This is a genomic window from Marinobacter sp. (assembly GCF_040904845.1).
Taxonomy (GTDB): Bacteria; Pseudomonadota; Gammaproteobacteria; order Pseudomonadales; family Oleiphilaceae; genus Marinobacter.
In genome coordinates this window covers 17,476-39,761 of sequence record NZ_JBBDSR010000033.1, presented here as the reverse complement: position 1 = coordinate 39,761, position 22,286 = coordinate 17,476, and the positions used below count along the sequence as shown (strand labels likewise).

At 57.6% G+C, this 22,286-nt stretch carries 21 protein-coding genes; 4 read left to right on the top strand and 17 right to left on the bottom strand.

The window, feature by feature from the left end; genetic code table 11:
- Positions 1-71 precede the first annotated feature (71 nt).
- Positions 72-2,183, top strand: coding sequence for a putative bifunctional diguanylate cyclase/phosphodiesterase (locus WD429_RS03470; protein ID WP_368420776.1), 2,112 nt, complete (start codon positions 72-74; stop codon positions 2,181-2,183).
- 184 nt (positions 2,184-2,367) lie between these two features.
- Here WD429_RS03470 and WD429_RS03465 read toward each other — a convergent pair whose 3' ends face one another.
- On the bottom strand, positions 2,368-3,138 hold the full coding sequence (locus tag WD429_RS03465) for a ferredoxin--NADP reductase (RefSeq protein WP_368420775.1): 771 nt from the start codon (positions 3,136-3,138) through the stop codon (positions 2,368-2,370).
- Positions 3,139-3,281: 143 nt separating this feature from the next.
- On the opposite strand from WD429_RS03465, the gene WD429_RS03460 reads away from it, so the two are divergent.
- Complete coding sequence (locus WD429_RS03460; RefSeq protein WP_368420774.1) at positions 3,282-4,163, top strand: LysR family transcriptional regulator; 882 nt, start codon at positions 3,282-3,284, stop codon at positions 4,161-4,163.
- On the opposite strand, the gene WD429_RS03455 is transcribed toward WD429_RS03460, so the two are convergent.
- Positions 4,158-4,763, bottom strand: a complete 606-nt coding sequence (locus WD429_RS03455; RefSeq protein ID WP_368420773.1) for a tRNA-(ms[2]io[6]A)-hydroxylase — start codon at positions 4,761-4,763, stop codon at positions 4,158-4,160. The genes WD429_RS03460 and WD429_RS03455 overlap by 6 nt on opposite strands.
- A gap of 194 nt (positions 4,764-4,957) precedes the next feature.
- On the opposite strand from WD429_RS03455, the gene WD429_RS03450 reads away from it, so the two are divergent.
- Positions 4,958-7,552, top strand: a complete 2,595-nt coding sequence (locus WD429_RS03450; protein ID WP_368420785.1) for a bifunctional aconitate hydratase 2/2-methylisocitrate dehydratase — start codon at positions 4,958-4,960, stop codon at positions 7,550-7,552.
- A gap of 175 nt (positions 7,553-7,727) precedes the next feature.
- On the opposite strand, the gene putP is transcribed toward WD429_RS03450, so the two are convergent.
- The 12 genes from putP to WD429_RS03390 form a co-directional block, all read right to left on the bottom strand.
- Complete coding sequence (gene putP, locus WD429_RS03445) at positions 7,728-9,218, bottom strand: sodium/proline symporter PutP (protein ID WP_368420772.1); 1,491 nt, start codon at positions 9,216-9,218, stop codon at positions 7,728-7,730.
- A 498-nt stretch (positions 9,219-9,716) separates the two neighbouring features.
- The gene (locus WD429_RS03440) at positions 9,717-10,496 is read right to left on the bottom strand and encodes an AraC family transcriptional regulator (protein ID WP_368420771.1); all 780 of its coding nucleotides are present in this window, start codon (positions 10,494-10,496) and stop codon (positions 9,717-9,719) included.
- The gene (gene tmk / locus WD429_RS03435) at positions 10,490-11,137 is read right to left on the bottom strand and encodes a dTMP kinase (RefSeq protein WP_368420770.1); all 648 of its coding nucleotides are present in this window, start codon (positions 11,135-11,137) and stop codon (positions 10,490-10,492) included. The genes WD429_RS03440 and tmk overlap by 7 nt, the downstream gene beginning before the upstream one ends.
- The gene (mltG, locus tag WD429_RS03430) at positions 11,134-12,189 is read right to left on the bottom strand and encodes an endolytic transglycosylase MltG (protein WP_368420769.1); all 1,056 of its coding nucleotides are present in this window, start codon (positions 12,187-12,189) and stop codon (positions 11,134-11,136) included. The genes tmk and mltG overlap by 4 nt, the downstream gene beginning before the upstream one ends.
- The gene (pabC, locus tag WD429_RS03425) at positions 12,186-13,001 is read right to left on the bottom strand and encodes an aminodeoxychorismate lyase (RefSeq protein WP_368420768.1); all 816 of its coding nucleotides are present in this window, start codon (positions 12,999-13,001) and stop codon (positions 12,186-12,188) included. Before pabC ends, mltG begins: the two co-directional genes overlap by 4 nt.
- Before the next feature lie 9 nt (positions 13,002-13,010).
- On the bottom strand, positions 13,011-14,258 hold the full coding sequence (gene fabF, locus WD429_RS03420; RefSeq protein ID WP_368420767.1) for a beta-ketoacyl-ACP synthase II: 1,248 nt from the start codon (positions 14,256-14,258) through the stop codon (positions 13,011-13,013).
- 130 nt (positions 14,259-14,388) lie between these two features.
- The gene (gene acpP, locus WD429_RS03415; protein ID WP_012136033.1) at positions 14,389-14,622 is read right to left on the bottom strand and encodes an acyl carrier protein; all 234 of its coding nucleotides are present in this window, start codon (positions 14,620-14,622) and stop codon (positions 14,389-14,391) included.
- Positions 14,623-14,756: 134 nt separating this feature from the next.
- The gene (gene fabG, locus WD429_RS03410; RefSeq protein WP_368420766.1) at positions 14,757-15,500 is read right to left on the bottom strand and encodes a 3-oxoacyl-ACP reductase FabG; all 744 of its coding nucleotides are present in this window, start codon (positions 15,498-15,500) and stop codon (positions 14,757-14,759) included.
- 16 nt (positions 15,501-15,516) lie between these two features.
- On the bottom strand, positions 15,517-16,455 hold the full coding sequence (fabD, locus tag WD429_RS03405) for an ACP S-malonyltransferase (protein ID WP_368420765.1): 939 nt from the start codon (positions 16,453-16,455) through the stop codon (positions 15,517-15,519).
- 114 nt (positions 16,456-16,569) lie between these two features.
- On the bottom strand, positions 16,570-17,571 hold the full coding sequence (gene plsX / locus WD429_RS03400; RefSeq protein WP_368420784.1) for a phosphate acyltransferase PlsX: 1,002 nt from the start codon (positions 17,569-17,571) through the stop codon (positions 16,570-16,572).
- A 43-nt stretch (positions 17,572-17,614) separates the two neighbouring features.
- Complete coding sequence (rpmF, locus tag WD429_RS03395; protein WP_368420764.1) at positions 17,615-17,794, bottom strand: 50S ribosomal protein L32; 180 nt, start codon at positions 17,792-17,794, stop codon at positions 17,615-17,617.
- Between the two features lie 89 nt (positions 17,795-17,883).
- Complete coding sequence (locus WD429_RS03390) at positions 17,884-18,438, bottom strand: YceD family protein (RefSeq protein WP_368420763.1); 555 nt, start codon at positions 18,436-18,438, stop codon at positions 17,884-17,886.
- Positions 18,439-18,568: 130 nt separating this feature from the next.
- On the opposite strand from WD429_RS03390, the gene WD429_RS03385 reads away from it, so the two are divergent.
- Positions 18,569-19,168 carry a nucleoside triphosphate pyrophosphatase gene (locus WD429_RS03385; protein WP_368420762.1) on the top strand — a complete coding sequence of 200 codons (600 nt, stop codon included), beginning with the start codon at positions 18,569-18,571 and terminating at the stop codon, positions 19,166-19,168.
- Between the two features lie 6 nt (positions 19,169-19,174).
- Here the strand turns inward: WD429_RS03385 and WD429_RS03380 are convergent, their stop codons facing one another.
- Genes WD429_RS03380 through rluC form a run of 3 tightly spaced genes read right to left on the bottom strand, consistent with a single transcriptional unit; the run spans position 19,175 to position 21,898 of the window.
- Positions 19,175-20,206: a S49 family peptidase gene (locus WD429_RS03380; RefSeq protein ID WP_368420761.1), complete on the bottom strand. Its 1,032-nt coding sequence runs from the start codon at positions 20,204-20,206 to the stop codon at positions 19,175-19,177.
- A 42-nt stretch (positions 20,207-20,248) separates the two neighbouring features.
- A complete protein-coding gene (locus WD429_RS03375) occupies positions 20,249-20,896 on the bottom strand; it encodes an HAD family hydrolase (protein ID WP_368420760.1) in 648 nt (215 codons plus the stop codon).
- Between the two features lie 30 nt (positions 20,897-20,926).
- Positions 20,927-21,898: a 23S rRNA pseudouridine(955/2504/2580) synthase RluC gene (rluC, locus tag WD429_RS03370; RefSeq protein WP_368420783.1), complete on the bottom strand. Its 972-nt coding sequence runs from the start codon at positions 21,896-21,898 to the stop codon at positions 20,927-20,929.
- Positions 21,899-22,286: the final 388 nt, after the last annotated feature.

The window sequence follows — 22,286 nt, the reverse complement described above, 5'->3', positions numbered from 1 at the left end:
GCGGAACATAGTGGTCCGGCGGCGGACTGGTCATCGATTTTTCGTCATTTACGTTGAAAGGGATACGACGGATGGTCTTACCCGAATGGATTCGAGCCAATTTGGAAAGCATCCTGCAAAGGTGGGAGGACCATGCCAGATCCCTGCTGTCACTAGAGAATTTATCGATCGACGAACTCCGTGATCATGCTGGAGGAATCCTGCTCTGGATCGCCGACGATATGGAGGCCCCCCGGACGGCACAAGAACAAACCCACAAATCCGGGGGGACGTCTGATGGGGTTCCAGCCGCAAGCTCAGCGAGTGACCATGGGGCTGAGCGTATGCACCTGGGCATGAATGCCCTCGATATGGTCGGGGAGTTCCGAGCCCTACGGGTGAGTGTGATTCAGCTCTGGCAACTGGAAAAGCGCTCCGAATACCGCGATGATTTTGACGATTTGTTTCGTTTCGATCAGGCGCTGGATCAGGTCCTGGCAGAGTCGGTGAAGCGCTTTACGGATGAAAAAGTACGGCAGGAGAAGGTCTTTCACACTATTCTTGCCTCATCTCCCGACCCCAGTTACATCCTTGACGCGGATGGACGGTTCCTCTACGCCAACAACGCTACAACCGCACTGTACAACACCAGCCGGGCCCAACTAATCGGTCGTTCCTATGCCGACCTGGGAGCCTCCGTTCCAAACGATCTGGATGCCCATGTCAGGCGCGTGTATCTCGAAAAGGCCCCACTGCACACGGAAGTCCGAATGCGGGAGAAGGCGGCTGATCGGCAATGTCACGAATACATCCATACCCCGGTCTTCGATAACAAGGGTCAGATTGAAGCCGTCGTGGGTATTGCGCGGGACATTACCCAACGGTGGGAGTCAGAGGCGAGGATCTGGCGTCATGCGAACCACGATGCGCTGACGGGCCTACCAAATCGTCGGCTTTTCCGGGACCGGCTTGCGCAGCAAGCTAAGCTCTCTGAACGCACTAAGGCCCCCTTTACTCTGTTCTTTATTGATCTGGATCGGTTCAAGCAAGTGAATGACCTACTCGGTCACGATGAAGGCGACCTATTGCTGATACAGGCCGGCGAACGCATCTGCAAATGTGTTCGGGAGACTGATACGGTCGCCCGGCTGGGAGGGGATGAATTCACCGTCCTGCTGATAGACACCGACGATCTCGACCAGATTACGAAAATCGCCGGGAATATTCTCACTGAGTTGGCCAAGGCGTTCTTTCTTAATCAGGAGACAGTGTATGTCTCCGGAAGTATTGGCATCACCCGCTACCCCTTGGACGGAGACCAACCCCACCAATTGCTGCGCAATGCCGACCAAGCCATGTACAACGCAAAAAAAGCGGGGCGCAACAAACCCTGCATTTTTGCCCCCAACATCGAGCAAGCCGCCACAGCACGCGCCCAACTGGTCAGTGAGCTTCAGGGCGCGCTGGAACGGCAAGAACTGCAGCTATACTACCAACCGATCATCGACCTGTCTGGCGGCCGCATCGCCAAGGCCGAAGCCTTGCTCAGGTGGCACAACCCCTCCCGGGGATTGTTGCTGCCCAGAGACTTTGTTCAACTTGCGGAAGAGACTGGGCTGCTGGCCGCTATCGAGTCCTGGACCTTTTCTGAGGCCGTCGCATTATCGAAACAGATTAACGACCTTGTCGGCCAGCCCTTTCAGGTGAGTTTAAACATATCCTCAGCAGGCTTTGCCGACCATACGCCAAGCCTTTCCTGGCCCGAGCAACTGAAAGAGGCCGGCGTTCCGGCTAGCAGCGTGGCGATTGAGTTTACTGAAAAGGTATTCTCGCTAATCGGGAATGGCCCAAGCGAGGAACTTAGCAGGCTCGGACAGTCCGGAATTGCATTGGCAATAGACGACTTCGGCATGGGCCAATCTTCCGTGGTGTATTTGAAAAAGTTTAATATTAGCTACCTCAAGATTCCCCCCTCCTACATACGAAACGAACTCCCAGATGTTTACAGTCGCGCTATTGCCGACACCATCATAGTGATGGCTCATAAACTGGGGCTGAAAGTCATCGCGGAAGGCGTGGAAACGCCGGAAGAAAAAGAATGGCTTCAGGCCGCTGGTTGTGACTACGCCCAAGGCTTTCTCTTTTCGAAGCCCCTACCAGCCAATGCCTTGAAAGCACTGTTGCGTGACAGCTCACTTTTATAAGCCACAACTTAACCTGTGATATTCGCCAGGTCTCTGGTGCCAGGCAGCATGGTTGCTCTTGCTTCGCGAAGAGGCGGTCTGTCCGGTAGCGCTTCGGAAACAGGAAGCCTGTCATAAGGGATCCCCCGGCGCACGGAAGTCGCCGGGGGCCTAAACGGTGACGCGAGTTGTGGGAGGCCTGTCTTTACTGTTCCACAAACGCCCGCTCAATAACGAAGTGGCCAAGGTCCCCGCCGCGGGCTTCCTTGAATCCCATATCATTGAGAATGCTGCATGTGTCCTTGAGCATGCTGGGGCTGCCGCAGATCATGAAGCGGTCATTTTCCAGGTCGAACTCCGACAGGCCGAGCTCGCGGGTAATCTTGCCGGTTTCCATGGCGTCAGTCAGGCGGCCCTGATTGCGAAACTCTTCCCGGGTCACGGTTGGATAGTAAAGCAACTTGCCATCAACCATGTCGCCAAAGAACTCGTTGTCGGGCAGCTCTTCAATTTCCTGCTGATACGCCAGCTCGGAGGTGTAACGAACGCCGTGAGTCACAATGACCTTGTCGTAGGCCTCGTAAACCTCGGGGTCCTTGATGATGCTTATAAAGGGGGCCAACCCTGTGCCAGTACTGATCAGCCACAGGTTTTTGCCCGGCAGCAGGTTGTCCATGATCAGGGTGCCCGTGGGCTTGCGGCTGACCAGAATCTCGTCACCGACCTGAATTTTCTGCAAACGCGAGGTCAGCGGGCCGTCCTGCACCTTGATGGAGAAAAACTCCAGCTCTTCTTCATAGTTCGCACTGGCGATGCTGTAGGCACGCATCAGAGGCTTGCCGTCTGTTTCCAGACCAATCATGGTGAAGTGACCGTTCTTGAAACGGAACCCCGGATCACGGCTCGTGGTGAAGCTGAACAGGGTGTCGTTCCAGTGTCGAACGCTGGTGACTTTCTCTTTGATCAGGTTGCTCATGATTAACTCTCGCCTGTTCGTGTCGCTTTAATGCGCGAAGTGATAAATCTATATTGCGTAAAGTCTAACCCGCGACTAACCTATCGACAAAATGGGATATTTTCATAACCTTATTCGACCAGATCGATTATGGCAGCACCTTTATGAAATACAGTTTTCGCCAGCTTGAAGTTTTCCTCGCCGCCGCCCACTTCCAGAACATTACTCGTGCGGCGGAATCCCTGGCCATGTCCCAGTCCGCAGCCAGCAGCGCGCTTAAAGAGCTGGAAAATCAGTTCGATATCCAACTGTTTGACCGGGTCGGGAAGCGCCTTCAACTGAATGAGCTGGGGCGTCTCTACCGGCCGAAGGTGGAAGCGTTGCTGGCTCAGGCCGGCGAACTGGAGCAGGCGTTCAGCAAGCATTCCGAGGTCGGTGCGCTGAAAGTCGGTGCCACACTGACCATTGGCAATTATCTGGCTGTCGGCGTGATGGCTCAATACATGAACACCCCTACCCATCCCAAGGTCGCGCTGGAAGTGGCCAACACCCGCACGATTGCCAAACGGGTCAGTGATTTCGAGCTGGACATCGGGCTAATCGAGGGTGAATTGCAATCCTCTGAACTGGAGGTGATTCCCTGGCGCGGCGACGAGCTCGTGGTGTTCTGTTCCCCCCAACATCCTCTGGCTGCGAAACAGAGCCTGAACGACGAGGACCTGCGCAACGCCACCTGGGTCATGCGTGAGCCGGGCTCCGGAACCCGTCAGAGCTTCGAGCGCGGCATGCACGGATTACTGCCGGATCTCAACATATTGCTGGAACTGGAACACACCGAGGCGATCAAGCGGGCGGTAGAAGCAGGCCTGGGGATAGGCTGCCTGTCCCAGGTGTGCCTGGCCGATGCCTTCCGCCGCGGCAGCCTGGTTCCCCTCGCCGTGCCCGAGTATCGCGCATTCGACCGGCAGTTCTACTTCATCCTGCACCGGCAGAAATACCGCAGTGCCGGCATTGATCGCTGGATGGAGCTCTGTCGGCAGCTATAGCACCGGGCCGCTGTGAAACCGGAATTCTGTGTCTGGCCGTTCGATCAAAGATTGCTCAATGTCAAGAAACACCCTGACCCGCTCGTCGACGGGGCTCCCATTGGCCTGCTCAGCGAGGCCAAGGTAATCCTCATAATGACGGGCTTCGGATTTCAGCAGGCTGTAGTAAAAATCCGCCAGGTTGTCATCCAGATGGGGTGCCAGAGCCGCGAAACGCTCGCAAGAGCGTGCTTCGATGATCGCGCCAACAATGAGCACATCGACCAGCCTTCCGGGGTCTTCCGTGCGCACCTGCTGCCGCAACCCCGCTGCGTATCGCGCCGGCGTGAGGTGATCGTAAGTCACCCCACGCTTTTCCATGATCGCCAATACCTGCTCAAAATGCCGCAATTCCTCCCGCGCCAGACGGGACATTTTGTGGAGTAACCCGGTGTTGTCCACGTAGCGGTACATCAGGCTCAGGGCGGTTGATGCCGCCTTTTTCTCGCAGTGGGCGTGGTCAATCAGCATAAGGCCCGGGTTGGCCAGGGCGTTTTCAATCCACCGTTCGGGTGTTTTACAGGGCAGGAAATCGTGAATCGCTTGCAGAGCTTGGTTCATAGTGCTGTTCAAATCAGGGCGTTAGGCGGCGAAGTATACATCACGTAGTAGAAGACTCCGACTACTGTCCAACTTAACTTTGAAACGGGTTTACTATAGAATACAGCGCCAACTTACCACCTTTTCGCCATAAAACTCCCGGCGGGCAAAGACGCCCACGGCGCGGGACATTCCAACTGATGAGGGTCCATATCGTGTTAGAAGCCTATCGTGAACACGTTGCAGAACGCGAAGCTCTGGGTATTCCCCCAAAGCCTCTGAATGCAGAGCAGACCGCTGCACTGGTCGAGCTCCTTAAAAAGCCGCCGGTCGGTGAGGAAGAAACACTCGTTTACCTCCTGGAAAACCGTATTCCGCCGGGCGTTGACGAAGCCGCCTACGTGAAGGCCGCTTTCCTGACCGCCATTGTTAAGGACGAAGCCGCCTCTCCGCTGCTGGAAAAAGCCAAAGCCGTCAAGCTGCTGGGCATGATGCAGGGTGGCTACAACATCGCCACGCTGGTTGACCTGCTGGACGATTCCGAGCTGGCCGAACTGGCCGGCGAACAGCTCAAGCGTACCCTGCTGATGTTCGACGCCTTCAACGATGTCAAAGACAAAATGGACGCCGGCAATGCCGTCGCCAAAGCTGTGGTGGAATCCTGGGCCAATGCTGAGTGGTTCACCAACAGGAAGAAGGTTCCCGAGAGCACCAAAATGGTGGTATTCAAGGTCACCGGCGAAACCAACACCGATGACCTGTCTCCGGCTCCGGATGCCTGGTCACGCCCGGACATCCCGCTGCACGCCCGCGCCGCCTATAAAATGGAGCGCGACGGCCTGAAGCCGGAAGAGCCCGGTGTGACCGGCCCGATGAGCCAGGTCGACGAAATCAAAGCCAAAGGCCTGCCCGTTGTGTTCGTGGGCGACGTGGTCGGTACCGGGTCTTCACGGAAGTCCGCTACTAACTCCGTTCTGTGGTTCTTCGGCGACGACATCCCGGGTGTGCCCAACAAGCGCGCCGGTGGTGTCTGTATCGGTAACAAGGTTGCCCCGATCTTCTTCAACACCATGGAAGACGCTGGTGCCCTGGTCTTCGAAGCACCCGTCGACGACATGAACATGGGCGATGTGATCGACATCCGCCCATACGAAGGCAAGATCCTGAACGAAGCCGGCGAGACCATCTCCGAATTTGGCTTCAAATCCGACGTCATCCTGGATGAAGTGCAGGCCGGCGGCCGTATTCCGCTGATCATCGGTCGTGGCCTGACCGCCAAAGCCCGTGCTGCACTCAGCCTGGGCGCAACCGACATCTTCCGTCTACCGACAGACCCGGCAGCCGGCACCAAGGGCTTCACCCTGGGCCAGAAGATGGTCGGCAAGGCCTGCGGCCTGGAAGAAGAAAAAGGCGTTCGCCCTGGCACCTACTGCGAGCCGCACATGACCACCGTCGGTTCCCAGGACACCACCGGCCCGATGACCCGTGACGAGCTGAAAGACCTGGCGTGCCTGGGCTTCCAGGCGGACCTGGTGATGCAGTCGTTCTGCCATACCGCCGCCTACCCGAAGCCGGTTGACGTGGAAATGCAGCACACCATGCCAGACTTCATCCAGACCCGTGGCGGTGTTGCCCTGCGTCCAGGTGACGGCATCATCCACTCCTGGCTGAACCGCATGTTGCTGCCAGACACCGTCGGTACCGGTGGTGACTCCCACACCCGCTTCCCGATGGGCATTTCCTTCCCGGCCGGTTCCGGTCTGGTGGCGTTTGCCGCCGCAACCGGCGTTATGCCGCTGGACATGCCGGAATCGGTTCTGGTTCGCTTCAAAGGCGAAATGCAGCCGGGCATCACCCTGCGCGATCTGGTACACGCCATTCCGCTGTACGGCATCAAGCAGGGCATGCTGACCGTTGAGAAGAAAGGCAAGATCAACGAATTCTCCGGTCGGATCCTGGAGATCGAAGGCTTGGAGCACCTGACTGTCGAGCAGGCGTTCGAGCTGTCCGACGCCTCCGCTGAGCGCTCCGCGGCCGGTTGTACCATCAACCTGTCTGAAGAGTCTGTGGCCGAGTACCTGCGCTCCAACATCACCATGCTGCGCTGGATGATTGCCGAAGGCTACGGCGATCCGCGTACCCTGGAGCGTCGCGCCAAGCAGATGGAAGAGTGGATTGCCGATCCGAAGCTGATGCGTGCCGACAAAGATGCCGAGTACTCGCATGTGGTAGAAATCGACCTGGCCGAGATCAAAGAGCCGATTGTGTGCTGCCCGAACGACCCGGACGATGCCCGCACCCTCTCTGAAGTCGCTGGCGACAAGGTCGACGAAGTGTTCATCGGTTCCTGCATGACCAACATCGGTCACTTCCGTGCCGCTGGTAAACTGCTGGCACAGAACAAAGAGCCCCTGAAGACCCGTCTGTGGATGTCTCCTCCCACCAAGATGGACCAGGCCCAGCTGATGGAAGAAGGTTACTTCAACATCTACGGCACCGCCGGTGTACGCACCGAAATGCCAGGCTGCTCCCTGTGCATGGGCAACCAGGCACGTGTGGCGGCCAAGAGCACCGTGCTGTCCACCTCCACCCGTAACTTCCCAAACCGCCTCGGCGATGGTGCCAACGTGTACCTGACCTCTGCGGAACTGGCGGCAGTCGGCGCGGTACTGGGCAAACTGCCCTCAGCCGAGGAGTACATGGAGTACGCCAAGGACCTGAACAGCATGTCGAAAGAGATCTACAAGTACCTCAACTTCGACCAGATGGAGAACTACACCAGCAAGGCATCCGAAGCGAACGTTGCTTAAGACCTGACCTTAACGGTTTAGCTCCACGAAAACGCCAGCCTCCGGGCTGGCGTTTTTTTCGTGTTAAATAAACTTTTGTAGCCAGATCGGGCCCGGGGTGGGCCCAGCCCCCTACAAAAAAAGGGGCCCCCGAAGGAGCCCCTGTCATTACTCAGAGCGTCATAAGCGCCCTTCTTTACCGCGTGATGTGCTGATACTCGCCGGCATCTTTAGTGGCAAGGCTCACCACCATAATGACAATCCAGGCAACGATGAAGCCAGGAATGATCTCATACACCCCGGGGCCACCCATGAACTCTCCGTTCCAGCCCAGCGAGATCCAGATGATAACGGTAGCAGCACCTGCAACCATGCCCGCGATGGCACCAGCGCCATTTGTGCGCTGCCACATCAGTGACAGGATGATCAGCGGGCCGAAAGCCGCACCGAAGCCTGCCCAGGCGTTACTGACCAGGGCCAGAACCTGAGAGTTAGGATCCGAGGCGATAACCGCTGCAACCAGACCAACCAGCACAACACAAACCCGGCCAACGTTTACGCATTCCTTGTCGTTTGCGTCTTTACGCAGGAAGAGACGGTAGAAGTCCTCGGTCAGTGAGGAAGACGACACCAGCAACTGACTGGAGATGGTGCTCATGACCGCTGCAAGCAGCGCGGCATAGAGGAAACCGGTGATCAGCGGATGGAACAGCAGATCCGACAGGATGATAAAGATGGTTTCCGGATCCTGTACATCCAGGCCGTTGCGGACGGCGTAGGCCCGGCCGAACACGCCCAGAGAGACAGCGCCGATCAGGGAAATAAGCATCCAGCCCATGCCGATGTTACGGGCCGTCGGTACCTCTTTCAGGGTGCGGATCGCCATGAAGCGCACAATGATGTGGGGCTGGCCAAAATAGCCGAGGCCCCAGGTAACCGCAGACAGCCAGCCAATGACCGTCAAGCCTTCCGTCCAGGACAGCAGCGTGGGATCGACTTCATTCAGCGTCTGTGACGCCTGCGCAAGGCCGCCGCCGCCTTCGCCAAAGAGCACAACCGCCGGCATGATGACCAATGCCAGCATCATGATGCAGCCCTGCACGAAGTCCGTCATGCTTACCGCAAGGAAACCACCAACGACCGTATACGCCAGTACAACGCCCAGTGTGATCACAATACCCACGGCGTAGTCACTCAGGCCGCCGAAGTTGAAAATCCCGGAAAATGCGCTTTCAAACAGTTTACCGCCTGCAACCAGACCCGACGCGGTGTAAACCGCGAAGAAGATAACAATGACGATAGCAGATACCGTGCGCAGGGACAGCGCCTGAGTCGGGAACCGGTTTGCCAGGAAGGACGGAATGGTAATCGCGTTGCCATAGTGAACCGTCTGTTCACGAAGGCGTGGCGCCACCAGGGTCCAGTTAAAGAACGCGCCCACGAGCAGGCCGATACCAATCCAGGCAGAGCCCAGACCAGATACAAAGAGCGCCCCGGGCAAGCCCAGCAGCAACCAGCCACTCATATCCGAGGCACCGGCCGACAAAGCCGCCACTTTTGGACTGAGCGCTCGGCCGCCCAGCATGTAATCTTCGGATGAAGACGTAGCTCTGCGCATCGCATAAACGCCAATGGCGATCATGAGCGCAAAGTAAGCAATTAGACTAATCCAAACACCAATAGCCATGAAACTCCTCCAGTTTATTGGGACGGAATCAGCTCCGACCGTGTCGGTACGCCAACAACGCTGAAACTGATCGTCGCGCCCTTTCTTTTTTCACGTTTACTATTCCAGTGATAACGCGCTACTACCTAAAATGCCGCAAGCCTCTGAATCGTGATGGATACCTCCTCCGTGTTAAGTAATAGTTATAGATTGCTCTGAGAGCAACATGTTCTTTAAACCTTTTTTTTGCGAACAGCCCAAGGATCGCTCAAGGTTTCACCCAGCTCGATCGATATGAACTCGCTACGACTGAGCCGGTTCTTAGCTTGGGTGCAGGGCTGAGAGTTTGATGGGGATAGGCCCTTACGGTATTGGCGGGCGTTATTCAGGGCACCCTCAATGTCCAGGCTGTATTCCTGCAACAACGTGCCCATACGTTAGTATCACTACGGATGAACGGCTTACAAAATTCTACGGAAGTTTTGCAAAAAACTCCGAAAGTGCCGACATTTTGTGAAATCAGGCGACTTTTTCGTCAATCCGTAACCGGGTCGGTGTGGTGCCTTTGTGTTTTCGAAGGGCATTGGTTAACGCACTCTGGGAAGAAAACCCCGTGCGGAAGGCGACTTCAGACACCGACAGCCCGGTAGAAACGAGCAGTTGGACGGCTTGATCGAGGCGGGTCCTGAGCAGGAACTGATGAGGCGTGACCCCGGTCACCTCACGAAACATTTCATGAAAACGGCTGACACTCAGGCACGCCACCCCCGCCAGCTCCGTCACCGAAATTTTGCGGTGCAGATTTTCCATAACGTACCGACGGACAGTGTCCGGGCGGATAACCTGGCGATGGACGGAGATTTTGCGGTGCTCGCTCAGGCGCACCGCCATGCAGTGCAGAATACTCGCGGCAAGATGCTGCTTGAGGTCATCGTTATTGGGCGAGCGATCGAATTCGCCCGCAGTAAACTGCACCAGGGTTTGCAGCTTGTTGTCCATGTCCAGGGTTCTGGCGCGCTCAAACAGGGGAGCCAGGCGTTCGTATTCACCATGGGCGGGGCTATTCAGCGCCGGCATGTGAGGATCAAGGTTAATGACCAGAACGTGATTCTGGTTATCACCACAGTAGTCGTGACGCGCATCGGTTGGCACCAGGCAGGCGCGCCAGGTATCAAGGTGGGAACCGGTACCGTCAACGCTCAGATCCGCCTCTCCTCTAACCCCCACGACAATTTGGTGATGCTCGTGGCGGTGCTGCTGTGACGCGGTGGGAAGCTTGAGCAGCCGAGCGTTCAGCATGCCGACTTGACTCCAGACCTGGCAAGCCCGCGTATGCGTACCGCCACATCATGGGTGACGGTTTCCAGCGCTCGGGCAGCATCAATCACCTGATAACGATCAGGGTCGGCGTCGGCTCGCCTGAGATAGGTTGCCCGAATACGCTCAAAAAACGCCACGGCCTCCTGTTCAAAACGGTCCAGCTCCCCCCGGTGGCGGGCACGGGTCATGCCGGTTTCAACGGGGGCATCCAGCAGGATAACCTGATCCGGGCGTACCTCTCCCTGCACCAGGTTTTCAAGCAACGCGATACGTTCCTCTGCTACGCCCCGGCCGCCACCCTGATAGGCGAACGTGGCATCGGTAAACCGATCACACAACACCCAGCGACCTGCATCAAGCTCCGGCAGGATACGGGTGTGCAAATGTTGGGCCCGGGCGGCGAACATGAGCAGTAATTCGGTGATGTCATTGACCGGCTCATCCCGAGGGGCCAGCAACAATTTCCGGATGGCCTCGGCCATCGGTGTTCCACCGGGCTCCCGAGTCACCACACATTCGATGCCTTCCGCCTCCAATGCTTGAGCGGCGGTGCGCAGCTGGGTAGATTTGCCCACCCCTTCGGTGCCCTCAAACGTGATGAACAGGCCGCGACGGGTCATGGGTTATCCTCGGTGACGACCGGTGCCGGCGAAGAGCGGTAGTCCGAGCGACGGTTCAACTGGAACTCCCGCACAGCTTGCTGATGCTCTTTGAGCGTTCGTGAAAATTTATGGGAGCCATCGCCCCGAGCGACAAAGTAATAGGTGTCGCCGTCCGCTGGGTTCAGCGCGGCATGGATCGAATCCTTGCCGGGCAGCGCAATGGGGGTCGGCGGCAGGCCATCAATCCGGTAGGTGTTATAGGGTGTATGGCGCTGCAGATCCTTGCGGGTAATGCGACCAATGTAACTGTCCCCCATGCCATAAATGACCGTTGGATCAGTTTGCAGGCGCATCCCCTTTTGCAGGCGGCGCACGAATACCCCCGCCACTTCGCCCCGCTCATGGGGCGCACCCGTCTCTCTTTCCACAATCGAAGCCATGATCAGGGCCTGGTACGGTGAGTCATAAGGCAGGCTCTCATCCCGGCTCTCCCACTCGGCGGCCAGAACGCTTTCCATCCGCTGAAAGGCGCGGCGCAGTATATCCAGGTCACTTTCCCCACGGCTGAACGCGTAGGTGTCCGGAAAAAACCGACCTTCAGGGTGCTCACCCTCCGCACCGACTGCGGCCATGACCTCGGCGTCGCTCGAGTCAGTGGTCTCTTTTGTCAGGCGCTCGGTGTTTGCCAGTGCCTGGCGCATATCCCGGAACGTCCAGCCCTCAATAAACTGTATGCCCCACTGCTTGGTGTTACCGTCCACCATCTGCCGGACAATGTCCCGGGGCGTCATGCCACGGGTGATTTCATACTCACCGGCTTTCACCCGCGTGTCTTCAGGGTGAAGACGGCCATGCAGACGCATCCAGAGCGAATCCTCTAGAAGCCCTTCGGCCTCGAGCCCGCGAGCAACCTGACCAAACCCGGTACCCCGGGGCACATCGAACAGCACTGGCTCCGCCACGCTGACCGGTACGTTCAGCGTTTCAAGGCCCTGCCATACCCACAGCGCGCCACCCGAAGCAGCCAGTGCGCCGACACATATAACGGAGATCAGTAACTTACGGATCAAACCTGAGATTCCAACAAGTCGAGAGGATTAAAGATTGTCGCAAGAGAGTTGTCGACTGGCAAATCCCGGCCAGTTATTTTGCGAACCGGCACCACACCGATCAGACTGTTCATCAGGTACATCCCCCGACATTCGGCAGAGTGCAGAATCCCAGGCGCTATCGCACGCTGCTCCACCCGCTCCCCGTTTTCCGCCAGCGTACGCACAACGTGGTCACGCATAATCCCAGCCACGGCCAGTTGACCTGTCGGCGGCGTTAGCCAGCAATCATCGGTTCTCACCAGAAGGTTGGTGCGGGTACCTTCAACCAGGTCTCCCGCCAGATTGGCCATGATCATTTCGTAAACATCGTCAGTCAGATCCTGGCTGGCCAGGACCTGCTCCAGGCGGTTCAGGGTTTTAACGCCCGCCAGATACGGATTGACCATCAGGGGGACTTTCGATACCGCGACTGATACGCCCCCATGGTCTGGGCACGGGGGCAGCGATCCGGTCGAGACGATGAGGTTCGGGATCATGTCACCGCTGGGTCGATACCCGCGACCGCCCACCCCGCGAGTCAGGATCAGTTTAAGTACCCAGCCTTCCGGTTCATGAGCCTGCCCGCAGGCCTGGCGAATAACGTCTCGTAGGTCGGGTTCGCTAACCGGGATACCCAGCACCGCCGCCCCGGCCATCATCCGCGCGATGTGGCTGTGCAGCAGAACGCCGCCATTTGCCTGCATGCGAATGGTTTCAAACACGCCGTCACCATAGGCCAGCCCGCGATCGGTTGTCGGGAGGGCAGTATCACCCGGCCAGATAATATTCATCGGAGCCGGTCAGTCCTCGAAGCGCTGAAAAATGAGGGTGCCATTGGTGCCACCAAAACCGAAGGAGTTCGACAGTGCGACCCGCACATCGGCTTTTCTGGCGGTGTTGGCGACAAAATCCAGATCACAGCCATCATCCGGGTTATCCAGATTGACGGTGGGCGGCAGAACGCCTTCGCGAATGGCAAGCACCGAGAAAATCGCTTCCACGGCACCGGCCGCGCCCAGCAGGTGCCCGGTCATGGATTTGGTACTGCTCATGGCCAGCTTGTGGGCGTGCCCTGCAAACACCTGCTTCACTGCAGCCACTTCAGCGACATCGCCTACCAGGGTCGACGTACCATGAGCGTTGATGTAGTCAATGTCTTCGGGGCGAATGCCGGCATCGCGGATCGCGTTCTTCATGGCGCGGGCTGCGCCCTCCCCGGTTTCCGGAGGTGCCGTGATGTGGTGGGCATCATCACTCATACCAAAGCCGGTCACTTCGCCGTATATCGTTGCGCCCCGGCGTTTGGCATGTTCGAGATCTTCCAGAACCAACACACCGGCACCATCACTGAGCACAAAACCATCACGCTCACGGTCCCACGGGCGACTTGCCTTCTCCGGCTCTTCGTTGCGGGTCGACAATGCCCTGGCAGCCGAGAACCCGGCCAAACCGGTGCGGGTGGTTGCCATTTCCGAACCACCAGCCAGCATGACGTCTGCATCGCCATAGGCGATAGTGCGGGCCGCGTAGCCAATGTTATGAGTGCCGGTGGTACAGGCGGTGGTAATCGCGATATTGGGGCCCTGGTAGCCGAAGCGGATGGCCACGTTCCCGGATATCATGTTGATGACAGACGCCGGCACGAAGAACGGAGAGACCTTGCGCGGTCCGGACTTGTCCATGGCCAGCACGCTTTTCTCAATGAACTCCAGCCCTCCGATACCCGAACCAATGGCAACACCCACCCGTTCGTTATCCAGTGCCTGGTACTGGTCCAGCCCACTGGCCTCTACCGCTTGCTGCGCCGCAATCAGCCCATAATGAATAAAGGCATCGAGTTTGCGCGCCTCTTTCGCAGACAGGTAGGGTTCGATGTCCAGATCTTTGATGGCTCCACCGATCCGGGTGTTGTAGGCGGAGGCATCGAAACGTTCGATGACCCCTATCCCGCTCCGACCAGCCTGGATTCCTTGCCAGGAGGACTCAACGCTGTTGCCCAATGGCGACAGCATGCCCATGCCCGTGATGACAACGCGTCGTTTTGTCATAACCCCTTTTCCTGAAGTAGACCGTGCGATACCGCCGGTCGGTGGAACCTGAAATTCAGCCAATAAAAAAGCCGTCCTCAGCGTTTACACAAGGACGGCTTTTGGCCTGGCTTATACTACGTGCAGAGTATCAGGTGTGCGCGACGATGTAGTCGATCGCGTCCTGAACACTGGCCAGCTTCTCGGCTTCTTCATCAGGAATTTCAGTCTCGAATTCCTCTTCCAGCGCCATGACCAGCTCAACGGTGTCCAGTGAGTCAGCGCCAAGATCCTCTACAAAAGAAGATGAATTCTGAACTTCGGACTCTTTAACGCCCAACTGTTCACAAACGATCTTCTTCACGCGCTCTTCAACTGTACTCATAATGTCCTCACTTTTGTGTCAACCAAGCAACCTAAGTGCTGCCAGTTTAGTTTAAACCCTACCTGCAAACAAGCAGGGATTCTGTCTAACATGTTGTGCGACAAGGCCTTGCGCACATGCCCGTTAAAACGGACTTATCCCATGTACATGCCACCGTTTACGTGAATGGTTTCGCCTGTCACGTACGCGGCCGGTTCCGATGCCAGGAAGGCAACGACCGCCGCCACCTCTTCCGGCTTACCCAGACGACCCGTGGGTATGATTTCCAGCATAGACTCGCGTTGCTTATCGTCCAGTTTTTTCGTCATATCCGTGTCGATGAATCCGGGTGCAACGCAATTTGCGGTGATCCCGCGGTTCGACATTTCCTTTGCCAGACTCCGGGTAAAGCCTTCCACGCCGGCTTTCGCGGCACAATAGTTACCCTGACCGGGGTTGCCCATGCTGGCCACCACCGAGCTGACATTGATGATTCTGCCCCAACGCGCTTTCGCCATGCCACGAAGCACCGCTTTGCTGGTGCGATAAACACTGGAAAGATTGGTCTCAAGGACCGCCCCCCAGTCATCGTCCTTCAGGCGCATCAGGAGGTTATCACGCGTGATACCCGCGTTGTTCACCAGAATGAGAGGCGCGCCTGTTTTGTCAGCCATTTCCTTCAGGCCCGCCTCGATGCTGTCCGGGTCGGCAACGTTCATGACGATACCGTAACCGTTAAGTCCGGCGTCTTTAAACGCCGCAGTAATGGACTGAGCACCTTCGGCACTGGTTGCCGTGCCGACCACTTCCGCGCCTTGCCCGGCCAACGCCTGGGCGATGGCCTTGCCGATGCCACGGGTTGCGCCAGTGACCAGTGCGATTTTTCCTTCCAGAGACATGTCGTGCTCCCTTTGTTTACGACTTTCCGAGTGCTTCTAACGCCTTGGCGAGCGCATCCGGTTCCTCAATTCCATACAGCGGCAGGTTGCGGTCGATACGCTTGATCAACCCCGCCAGCACCTTACCGGAGCCGCACTCCACCGCACCGCCGACCTCTTTGCTGACAAGCGTGCGCACCGAATCGGTCCAAAGTACCGGTGAATGCAACTGCTTGACCAGGTTCATCTTCAATGTATCGGAATCCACTTCGGCCGATGCGTTAACATTCTGTATGACCGGGATGACAGCATCGTTAAAACGGATGTCGTCCAGAGCAGCGGCCAACTCGTCAGCGGCACCCTTCATCAGGGCACAGTGAGATGGCACACTGACCGGCAGTGGCATGGCCTTGCGGGCACCTTTGGCCTTACAGGCCTCGATGGCACGTTCCACCGCCGCCGCTGCACCGGCGATGACTACCTGACCCGGCGCATTAAAGTTAACTGCCGATACTACATCACCATTGGCAGCCTCGGCACAGGCAGCGACTACATCCGCGTCCTCAAGACCGAGGATTGCGGCCATTCGACCCTCACCCGCCGGCACCGCGCTCTGCATCAGCTCACCGCGAAGGCGCACCAGCTCGATGGCGTCAAGAAAGTCGAGGCTTTCCGAGGCAACCAACGCACTGTATTCACCCAGGCTATGCCCCGCGAGAACATCCGGCCTGCTACCACCGGCTACGAACCACTGCCGCCATAGCGCAACGCTGGCCGCCAGCAATACCGGCTGGGTATTCATGGTCTGATTGAGCTCTTCGGCGGGACCTTTCTGGCACAGGTGCCAGAGGTCAAAGCCAAGGTGCTGTGACGCTTCTTCGAAGGTCTGCTCAATGATCGGCCAGTGCTCAGCTGCCGCTGCCAGCATGCCAATCGACTGCGACCCTTGTCCGGGAAAAATAAAGGCTGATTTCATAAGCGGAATCTTACCGTCATTGAGGGGTTGCGGGAGATTAGCCAATAGTACAAGTTAAGGCGTTTACGGGCCAATACGCTGATCCGGGGAGGCAGACTTTAGTCTCAGACGGGGCTAAATCATCAAATCGTCGAGGCGTTCGTTGATACGCTCGGGCACGTCAAGCTCTACTTCCGTGACTGCTTGCCTTATCGCCGCCAGCATAGCCCGCTCGTTGGCGTTGCCATGGCTCTTGATCACCACACCCTGAAGCCCGAGCAAGCTCGCACCATTGTGTCTGGAAGGGTCCATCAGCTGGAGAAGCCGCCCGATAATCGGCCGCGCCAACAGGCCAACGAACCGGCCATACAGAGTACGCGTGAAAGCCTGCTCCATCAGTTCAATCAGCAGGCCGGCAACGCCCTCGCCGGTCTTCAGGGCAATGTTGCCCACGAAGCCGTCGCACACGACGACATCCGCCACATCCCGGAACAGATCACTGCCCTCGACATACCCGATGTAGTTAATGGTATCGCACTGCGCCAGCATGTGTGACGCCAGCCGCACCTGCTCGTTGCCCTTGATCTCCTCTTCGCCGACGTTCAGCAACGCCACCCGGGGCTCCGGCTGAGCGCAGATGGCCGAGGCCATCAACGAACCCATCAGCGCGTACTGATAAAGATTCTCGGCGGTAGAATCGACGTTGGCACCAAGGTCGAGCACGTGGCAGCGGCCACGAAGGGAGGGAATCAGCTTGGCGATCGCCGGCCGCTCAATGCCAGGGTACATTCGGATAAGGGAGCGACCGAACGCCATCAGCGCCCCGGTATTTCCTGCGCTGACACACCCTTGCGCCTCACCGTCCCGCACCAGACCAAGTGCCACAGCCATTGAGGAACTGCGCTTATGACGCAGTGCATGAGAGGGACGCTCGTTCATCCGCACCACATCCGCAGCCTCGACAATTCGGATTCTGGGGTGTTCCGGATGCAACAAAGCCTCAAGCTCACTCCGGATTCCTACCAGAATAAGACTCAAGGCTTCGTTTTCGCGCACCGCGTCAAGTGCGGCGGAGACCACAACCGCCGCTCCGCGATCGCCACTCATGGCGTCAATCGCGACGGTAACGGGCGTCACCGGCTGAGCGTTTTGCATGGGGTTATAGCCTGATTGCAACGAATTACTCGTCGCGCGCTTCAACTACCTGCTTGCCACGGTAAAAACCGTCCGGCGACACATGGTGGCGACGATGAACTTCGCCAGTAGTGGTGTCGGTGGACAGAGGTGCAGCGCTCAGGGCATCGTGTGAACGGCGCATGCCACGCTTTGAGCGGCTCTTTCGGGATTTCTGTACAGCCATGATTATGCTCCTGACCTGTTAACGTAAACTAAAACAGTAACGTGTAATCGTTGATATCGCGCTGGCACCCCGCAGGACACCGCGCCCGGTTAATGCTTCTTCGCCTTGAGATCCGCCAGCACACTGAACGGGTTCTCACCTTCCGCTTTTTCCGGCGTTGCCGGTTCGGCATCAGGCTCATATGCTTCCAGGTCTTCCCGGGCCGGACACTCGTTCCGGTCATGAAGCGGGAACGGTGGCAGCACCAGCAGCAGTTCGTCTTCACACATCGACCAAAGGTCTGCGGTGAAACCGTCCGTCAGAAAGGGCTCAAGCTCCTTCGGCAACTGCTCAGCCTGCTCGTCACTGGTTACCAGCCCCAGCAAAAACTCTGAATCCAGCGTCAGGCGCATGGCATTCATGCAACGCTGACACTCCAGGTCGACCGCAGCTTTCAACTCTCCGGAAACGACACGGCGGCGCTGACTGTCCATCGAAAATGACAGACGAACCTGACACACAGCGCCCTCATCAGACCCCAGGATCGCTTCACGGAAACGCAACAACCCGTTCAGAGGGATTTCTCCCTCCAACACAGTGTTGTGCTCTGCCAATCGGTAGGGATCAACAGATTTTGGCAACTCGGCGTTAGAGGCTTTTGTCATAGGCGCGCAATTTTAGGGACCTGACCGGCCACTGTCAAAGACTTCATTGCCTTTTGAGCGGCGTTTCCGGTATGAATAAGGGTATTCTACGACAAACCCCGCCATGACCGACATACCAACAGGCTACTTCATGATCTCCAGACCACTGCTACTGGCCTCATCCTCTCCCTATCGGAAGGCACTGCTCGAGCGCCTGGGTTTACCCTTCACCAGTGCCAGCCCGGATATTGATGAATCGCCCGCAACGGGTGAATCGGCACAGCAGCTCGCCACCCGACTGGCCCGCGAAAAAGCGCAGGCCCTTGCGCCTGAACACCCGGGGCACTGGATCATCGGCTCAGACCAAGTGGCCTGTCTGCCGGATGGCAGCATCCTGACCAAGCCGGGCAACCGCGAGCTCGCCATCCAGCAACTATCACGGAGCAGCGGCCAAACGGTCTGCTTCCTGACCGGCCTCGCGCTGCTGGACGCTGACACCGGTGCGATACAGACTCATTGTGAGCCCTTTGACGTTGAGTTCCGAACCCTGACCCTGGAGGAAATAGAAGGGTATCTGGACCAGGAGGAGCCCTACGACTGCGCCGGCAGCTTTAAAATGGAGAGGCTGGGAATTGCGCTGTTCAGATCCCTGAATGGGCAGGACCCCAACAGCCTGATCGGCCTACCACTCATTGCGCTGACCGACATGCTACGCGACTGGGGCGTGAACCCCTTGCGAGCACATCGATAGCCGGCGCTATCGCAGTTCGTAACGAGCCTCCATCACGCGGTTCGCCAGGGCACCACCAACGGATACGCCGAACTGATCAACAATATTCTGGAACGGCGATTTGCGACGGCTATAGTCAACCAGCTCTTCCTCACCGACCACTTGGCGCGCCACATGCGAGGCACTCCCAAGGCCATCTACCAGGCCCAACTCAAGTGCCTGCTCGCCAGTCCAGATCAGACCAGAAAATAAGCGCTCGTCGTCAGCCAGCCGGTCACCCCGACCTTCGCGGACCTTTTCAATGAATTGCTGATGAGTGGTCTCCAGCACATCCTGCCAGAATGCCACTTCGTCGCCATCTTCCGGAGAAAACGGATCAAGGAAGGCCTTATTCTCGCCAGCCGTGTACAGCCTGCGGTCCACACCCACTTTTTCCATCATTTCGGTGAAGCCGAACCCACCGGCAACAACACCAATCGAACCGACCAGGCTGGCCTTATCGGCATAGATTTCATCGGCCGCCGCCGCGATATAGTAGGCACCGGATGCCCCGATATCGGAAATGACCGCGTAGACCTTCTTATTCGGGTATTCACCGCGCAGTCGCTCGATCTCATCATAGACATAGCCAGACTGTACCGGGCTGCCGCCGCCACTGTTAATGCGCAGCACCACTGCCACCGAACCCTCATCCTCAAAGGCGTTTCTCAGGGACTCGACAATGTTATCGGCGCTGGCCAGCTCATCGGCCGCTATCACACCATTAATTTCAATCAGCGCCGTATGCTGACCGGTGGTCGCGTCCAGGCTGTCGCCCAGCGGGAACTTGAACAGAAACAAAATCAAGAAGAGGTAGCCGAAGGTCAGGAACTTGAAGAAGATCCCCCAACGGCGACTCTTGCGCTGCTCCGACTGCAGGGAAAGCACCAGCTTTTCGATCAGCTTCCAGTCACGGCCGGTTTGCGGCGGCAGGTTGGGTTTTTTGCCACTTCGGGATGGCGGCAGTTGCTCCGGCGCATCACCCCACTCCGGCTTGTTATCCGAATTCCACTCACTCATATCCAGCTTCCCTTTAACATCTAACCTGACATCTGACAGGTATTACAAGCCCAGTACGGTCCGCAGATCCCGAACGGAATCCACGATAGCATGGGGCGCATACTGTCCCAGGACGTCTTTTTTGTGCACTCCCCACTCCACTCCAATGGATGGCATCCCGATGCGCTGGGCCATCTCCAGGTCGTAGCGGGTATCACCAACCATAACCGCCTCACGGGGCTGCACACCGTAAAATGAGAGAATGTCCCGCAGCATGGTCGGGTCCGGCTTTGAGCGGGCTTCATCCGCACACCGGGTGATCTCAAAATGAGGACCGAGACCGCTCGAAACCAGAGCGCCCTCCAGACCTTTGCGGCTCTTTCCAGTGGCAACCGAACAGCTACGGCCGCCAGCACGAAGATCCGTCACCACCTCGGCCATGCCCGCAAACACATTCTGGGGTGTGGTTACTTTGGCGAAGAAATAGCGCCCATACCCTTCACGAATGGTGCTCATTTCGTCCCGACTGATCCCCGGATAAAGCTTTTCCAGCGCTTCCACCATCCCAAGCCCAATAATATCCCGGTAAGCCTCCCGCTCACGAGCCGGGAAGCCCAGCTCGGTGGCTGCCTGGTACAGGCTGTCCGCAATGTGCTCCACGGAATCCACCAGCGTGCCGTCCCAGTCGAAAATAACGACTTTTACATCCATAGTACCGATCCTGTTACGCCGAAAGACCACCTACCGGCCTGAATTTTGACGGGATGCCAGCCTCTCCAAAACCTGCTGAAATGCCTCGTCATAGGGTGCTTCAAGCCGCACTTTTTCACCGCTGACCGGCAACGAAAACTCAAGAGCACGAGCGTGCAACATCAAACGCTGCCCGCCGGTCGCCCGAAATGCTTTCAGGCTGCCATCATCCATATACTTGTCGTCACCGGCAATCGGATGACCCGCCCACATCGCATGAACACGTATCTGATGCGTTCTGCCAGTGACCGGCGACGCCTCCACCAGGCTGTAACCGGCAAAATCAGAGAGTGACCTGAAGAGCGTCAACGACGACTTGCCGGCGTCATCAACTCTGACACGGCGTTCGCCGTTGGGCATCTCGTATCGCAACAATGGCTGATCCACCTGCCCGCTGGCTGTCGGCCAATTGCCAGCGACCAGCGCATGGTAATGCTTACGTATGCGGCGCTGGCGAAGCTCTTCCTGGAGAAAACGCAAGGCCGACCGCTTTTTGGCCACCATCACCAGCCCAGACGTATCCCGGTCCAGACGATGCACCAGCTCGAGAAAACGGGCCTCGGGCCGGGCCGAGCGCAACACCTCGATCAGCCCGAAACTCAGCCCGCTGCCTCCGTGCACGGCAATGCCGGCGGGCTTGTTCACCACCAGCATTTGCTCATTCTCAAAGACCACGGCCGCTTCCATGACCCCCTGAACTCGCGCACCAGGCGAGACCTGCTGCGGCTTTTCCTTAACCGTCACCGGCGGAATGCGCACTTCATCGCCGGCCTTAAGCCGGGTATCCGGCTTCACTCTGCCTTTATTAACCCTGACCTCACCTTTACGAATAACCCGATAGATGATGCTCTTGGGCACGCCACGCAGCTGCGCGAGAAGAAAATTATCCAGCCGCTGGCCCTCGTTGTCTTCGTCCACCGAGACCCGACGGACCCCCTGGCGAACGTCTTCCGGTGCCTTCACTCGGGCCGCGCCTGCATCAAACGGCGCAGACACAGGCTGTGACCGCCCGCCGGTTCTGGGCTTCTGACTCTGGGCGGCGCTGCCTCGCCGGGAGCCCGAACGCTGAGCGTGCCTTTTTCTGGGAGCTTTGGACATGAATACCTTATCGGTGACAGAACTGCGGGATTGAAGCCCTGGGCGAATACTGTTATATTCCGGCGTGCTTTGCCGTTTGTCTACGGCCTGACCAATTGAGTCAGAAGCCGGAGCGGCAGAAGTATACCGACACTATTTAAGAGTTTGAACGCCGCAAGCCCAATCATTAGCGGGTGCGGCGATTGAAATGCTCCCCGGCCACTACGGCAAGCCTAAAAAGGCCCCTGCCCGAATCCCGAGAGAGCGAAAACAA